Source organism: Moraxella bovis (genome assembly GCF_002014975.1).
Lineage (GTDB): Bacteria > Pseudomonadota > Gammaproteobacteria > Pseudomonadales > Moraxellaceae > Moraxella > Moraxella bovis.
This window is the reverse complement of record NZ_MUXV01000054.1, coordinates 1-4,658: the sequence shown is the minus strand read 5'-3', so window position 1 is coordinate 4,658 and position 4,658 is coordinate 1. Positions and strand designations below refer to the sequence as shown.

The 4,658-nt window shown below is 38.6% G+C and carries 6 protein-coding genes; 3 read left to right on the top strand and 3 right to left on the bottom strand.

Features of this window, described 5'->3' with window-relative positions; genetic code table 11:
- Positions 1-98: 98 nt before the first annotated feature.
- From B0182_RS11445 to B0182_RS11435, 3 genes are read right to left on the bottom strand one after another with little or no spacing between them, the layout of a single operon-like run.
- Complete coding sequence (locus B0182_RS11445) at positions 99-350, bottom strand: hypothetical protein (RefSeq protein ID WP_078275056.1); 252 nt, start codon at positions 348-350, stop codon at positions 99-101.
- Complete coding sequence (locus tag B0182_RS11440) at positions 322-627, bottom strand: BrnT family toxin (RefSeq protein WP_012842521.1); 306 nt, start codon at positions 625-627, stop codon at positions 322-324. Before B0182_RS11440 ends, B0182_RS11445 begins: the two co-directional genes overlap by 29 nt.
- 2 nt (positions 628-629) lie before the next feature.
- Positions 630-905: a hypothetical protein gene (locus B0182_RS11435; RefSeq protein WP_012842518.1), complete on the bottom strand. Its 276-nt coding sequence runs from the start codon at positions 903-905 to the stop codon at positions 630-632.
- A gap of 215 nt (positions 906-1,120) precedes the next feature.
- Here B0182_RS11435 and mobQ point away from each other — a divergent pair, with 215 nt between their 5' ends.
- The 3 genes from mobQ to B0182_RS11420 all read left to right on the top strand — a co-directional run bounded on the left by mobQ (position 1,121) and on the right by B0182_RS11420 (position 4,576).
- Positions 1,121-2,797, top strand: coding sequence for a MobQ family relaxase (gene mobQ / locus B0182_RS11430; RefSeq protein ID WP_012842519.1), 1,677 nt, complete (start codon positions 1,121-1,123; stop codon positions 2,795-2,797).
- Positions 2,798-3,117: 320 nt separating this feature from the next.
- Positions 3,118-4,278 carry a RepB family plasmid replication initiator protein gene (locus tag B0182_RS11425; RefSeq protein WP_012842520.1) on the top strand — a complete coding sequence of 387 codons (1,161 nt, stop codon included), beginning with the start codon at positions 3,118-3,120 and terminating at the stop codon, positions 4,276-4,278.
- Between the two features lie 10 nt (positions 4,279-4,288).
- Complete coding sequence (locus B0182_RS11420) at positions 4,289-4,576, top strand: hypothetical protein (protein WP_078275055.1); 288 nt, start codon at positions 4,289-4,291, stop codon at positions 4,574-4,576.
- Positions 4,577-4,658: the final 82 nt, after the last annotated feature.

Here is a 4,658-nt window from a genome sequence, read left to right as displayed (position 1 = left end):
ACTAGTACCGCAACGCTGGCACAACAGGGATTTTTATGCCATTCCAATAATGACGCACGCCAACCCAAACGGGCTTGCGAAACATCGGCCTAATGGCATTAAGCGGTAGTAGCCGTACCAAACAACACTCTAATCATCGTGTTTAGGCGTTCTCTGTCGCTTGGCGTGCTGTGTCTGATAACGGTTTCTCTAACATCGTTATCAAATTGACTTAAAAATTTGTCCTGCTCTTGTGATTGCATAGCCTTTGCGTTGGCTTGCATTTTTTCAAAAATGGGGTGCTTAATACTTGGTCTATCCAAATCCACACCTTCAAAATAGCTAGTATCCACGATTATACCGTTGCTCATATGATTTCTCCGCTTTAACTGCTGTAATTAACCGAATATTTTCGCCCCTAAAAGTCCACGCCACCACCAAGAGCCGAGCTTGATTACTCATACCGATTGTTAAAAATCTTTCTTCATCATACTCAAAGCGTGTATCATCTATGGTAACATAATTTGGGTCAAGAAAAACACTAGCACATTCTTCAAATGGAATAGTACGAGCATTCATTACTTGCTGGTATTTGTCATCGTCCCATTCAAAATTTACACCCATATATTCAAAAAATATGGTTGGCATAATTAACCACCTTGATAATTGGTGTTGGCAAGCTCTGAATTTCCTACAATCAAACCCAATTCATTAACCGCCCTTTGCACTCGCTTTAAATCTTGCTCCCTTAACTCTGTTTGGATAAGTTCAAGCAGTCTTTTGGCATTGTTTGGATTTTTCCTAGCATAAGCCAACATCATTCCACCAATAACCACTTTTTCAGCTGTATCTTGTTTCTTAGCCTTTTCTTTTAGTCGTGCTACCTTCGCCTCTGCTTCTGCTAGTTGCTGTTCAAGTGTTACCATTTTTAGCCCTTATCAAGTAAAAACATATCGCCATTATAGCAGATTTTATTATGTGCGTAAATCCACGAAGTGCGAACTTACGAAAACTATGTTATAATTCCGCCAAGCTACATTATCCCAAGTTTTCAGTTCGCAAGGGGACACCCCCTTGACCCCTTTCGGCTTAACGCCGATTGGGGCGTTGCCCCAAACCCCAGTTAGAAAGACAAAAGAAAATGGCAATTTATCATCTAAGTATAAAACCAATATCAAGAAGTAGCGGACGAAGTGCCGTTGCTAGTATTGCGTATCGTGCAGGGATTGAAATTACTGATGAGCGATTGGGGAAAACTTATGATTATACAAAACGCAGTGGCATACTATGGACAGGATTAGCCACGCCACACGGATTAAATATTGACCGTAACGAGCTTTGGAACAGAGCGGAAAAAACCGAGACACGGAGCAACAGCAGAACCGCAAGGGAGATTGTTATCAATATCCCCCACGAGCTTATGCAGGGCGACCAATCAGCTGGCAAAATGCTTGCCTATGAGTTTGCCACCAGCCTAAGCCAAAAATACGGCATAGCCGTTGATGTAGCCGTACACGCACCTGACAAGCAGGGCGACAACCGCAACTATCACGCCCATTTGCTTTTGACAACACGCCAAATCACGCAGGAGCAGGACGGCATATTTGAGTTTGGTAAAAAATCACAACTTGAAATGAGCAACACCCAACTAAAACAAGCAGGGCTTTTATCCAATCAAAATGAACTTAAAGAAATCCGCAGAGAATGGGCGGAGCTTGCTAATGAATATCTAGCAGAACAGGGCATAGACACAAGAATAGACCACCGTAGCCACAAAGACAGGGGATTAGAGACCCTACCCACCGTTAAAATGGGTTGGAAAGCCACCGAATTAGAACGGCAGGGCATTAGAACCGAAGTAGGCGACCAAAACCGAGCTATCAAGGCGTATAACGCCCAAATTGGGCTTAAAAATGGGCTAAAAGAGCAGGTGAAAGCAGAAAAATTGGCTAAAAACGAGTTTAGAACACCAACCACCGACCACAACACGCTCAAAAATGCCCCTAGAAACGCCGTAGAGCCACAGAAAATCAAAAATGGTATGAACCACCCACCGCCAAAAAACACGCTTAAAACGCAAATTATGGCGTTTTATGATGATTATAAAAAATCAGAGCAGGAACTTTTGGCTACTCAACCAATTTTAGATGAATATTTAGCCAAATGTAATGAGCGAGCCAAAAAATTACACGCCGTAGAGACCAAGCAAGCTAATAATCGCCAATCTAGTGCTTGGAAAACCTATGAAACCCTAAACAACAACAAGCCTTTATTGCAGGATTTGAGACCTAAATTTATGGGTAAATCACAATGGGAGCTTGACAAAGAACAGGCTTACAATGAATTTTGGCAAGCCAAACAAGCATTTTTGGATTTGTACAAGCAAGAACCCAAAAAACGCCACAAGCAACAAGCCAAAGAACAGATTGAACAAGAATACCCAGAACTTTGTAAACAAGCGAGTAAACACTGGCTAGGACTGCACAAACACGAATGGCAAACCAAGCAGTACATTGAAAAAATTAAATTGCAGGTTGATGAAGTTGCCAAAGGTAATACCACTTACTTTGGGGAAATTATTGCCATTACAGAACTTGGTATTTTGCAAGAAACCAAGCAAGGGGTTGTTTACCATAACCCCAAAGATGTTGAACTTAACCAAAATCAAGTAGGCAAGGTGCTTGCCTTAGAGTATCCAAAGGTAATGTTTGCTGATAAGCAGTTGGTTGAAGTAAAAACACAATCACAGCATGAGAAACAACAAAGCCAACTAGACAAAGATTTAACCAAAGATAAAGGGCGTGGTTTTGGGGATTGATTTTGTTTTGTCTTTTTAGCTAAAAAAACAAGAAAATTAACAAGAAAAAGAGCCAAAACCGAGTGCTTTTTCGGTTTTGGCGTTTTTTTATTTTTTTAATATATTTTTAATAGTTTTTAGACCCCCTGCAAAGCCTTATGTATCAAAGGTTTGCGAGACCTAACTAGGAGGGATTGACTACCAAATAGGAGGGATTGACTACTCAAATAGGAGGGATTGACTACTCAAATAGGAGGGATTGACTACCAAATAGGAGTATTTACAATAACTCTTTTTAGGTGTATAATTAATTACTCCTTTTTTGCTAATGAGACCTAAAAATGAGCAAAGATTTAATTGTAAAAGCCAATGATTTAGTTGTGGCTGGTTATGAGCTGACAGCAAATGAACAACGCCTTATCTTAACAGCAATTGCCAAGATTTCGCCTACACAGCTTGACCCAAACACTGGCTACGAAATTACCGCTAAGGAGTTTTCAAAGCGATTTAATATACACCCAAAAACAGCATATAGAGAGTTAAGGGAAGCCGCAAGCCGTCTTTATGAGCGTTCTATTGTGATAAAGACAAAAGAACAAACTTTAAAAGCAAGATGGGCGGATATGATTATCCTTGATAATCCTTATTTTGAGGATGTGATGAAAGATGAGGATTGGAAAAGAGTTGTGATTTGGTTTAGCCCACAAGTTATACCATTCTTAATAAACTTAACGGAAAATTTTACAAAATACAAATTATCAGAAATTGCTGAATTTAGTAGTTCTTATTCGTTTAGAATTTATGAATTTATGATGCAATTTCAATCAACTGGCTATATAAAAATTAGTATTAAGGATTTAAGAGAAAGGTTGCAACTTGGCGATAAATATCCTGCAAGCAAAGATTTAAAGTTATGGGTAATAGAAACAGCCGTTAAAGAAATTAACGAAAAATCCCCCTATAAAGTAGATTATAATTTAATTAAGACTGGTAAAAAGTTTACTCATCTTGAACTAAGATTTAAACAAAAAGAAAAACCCAAACCCCTAGACCAAAAAGACCCAAACACCATTGATATTTTTGATAACCTAACCGATAAAGAACGAGACATTATCGCCCAAAAGAATGCTTATGCCGACCAAATAGGGGCAACGGCTGAACATCGAGAGAATTTGATTAGACAGGGATTAACCACGCACCGACAAGCCGAGCAGGATGAGCAAGAACGCAAACAGCGTGAGAAAGCCGAACGATTAGCACAGGAGCAACAGGACAAAGAGCGGTTAGAGCTGGCACAACGCCAATTTGAGCAGATTTTGGCAAGCGATGAACTAATTAACGCTTATCTAACCCATAACCGTATCAGTGAAAAGAGTTGTTTTGGCTTGCAAAAAGTTTATTATCAGCAGGGTAATTTTAGAGGTGTTTTTGATATGGAAAAACATAAGTTTGAGCAGTTGAATTATTTAGAACAGCTTAATTTGAAATTTTTGGATATCTAATGGTAGTTTTATGAATGGTGATTTTGTTTATTTTGAACCACTAGAAAACGGATATTTAATATCCATATTCCAATTTGAAAAGTTAGTAATTGGCAATGGTTCAATAGAATATACAAGTTATTGCCTTGATGATGAAGGAGAACCAACCATAGATAGTAATGATTTTATGGATTTTGGCAAAAGCTGTACATTAGCCGAATACGAACAATTATTTAAAGAACGACATAAGGGGAGTAAATTGGATAAAATTACTAATGGCTTATATCAATTACTTACAAAGCAATGGAAAAGAACATAATAAATACCATAAAAAAACCAGTTAATATAATAACTTAGTATTAACTGGTTAAAAATCCCTGCTCCTGAAATAGCGAGAGATG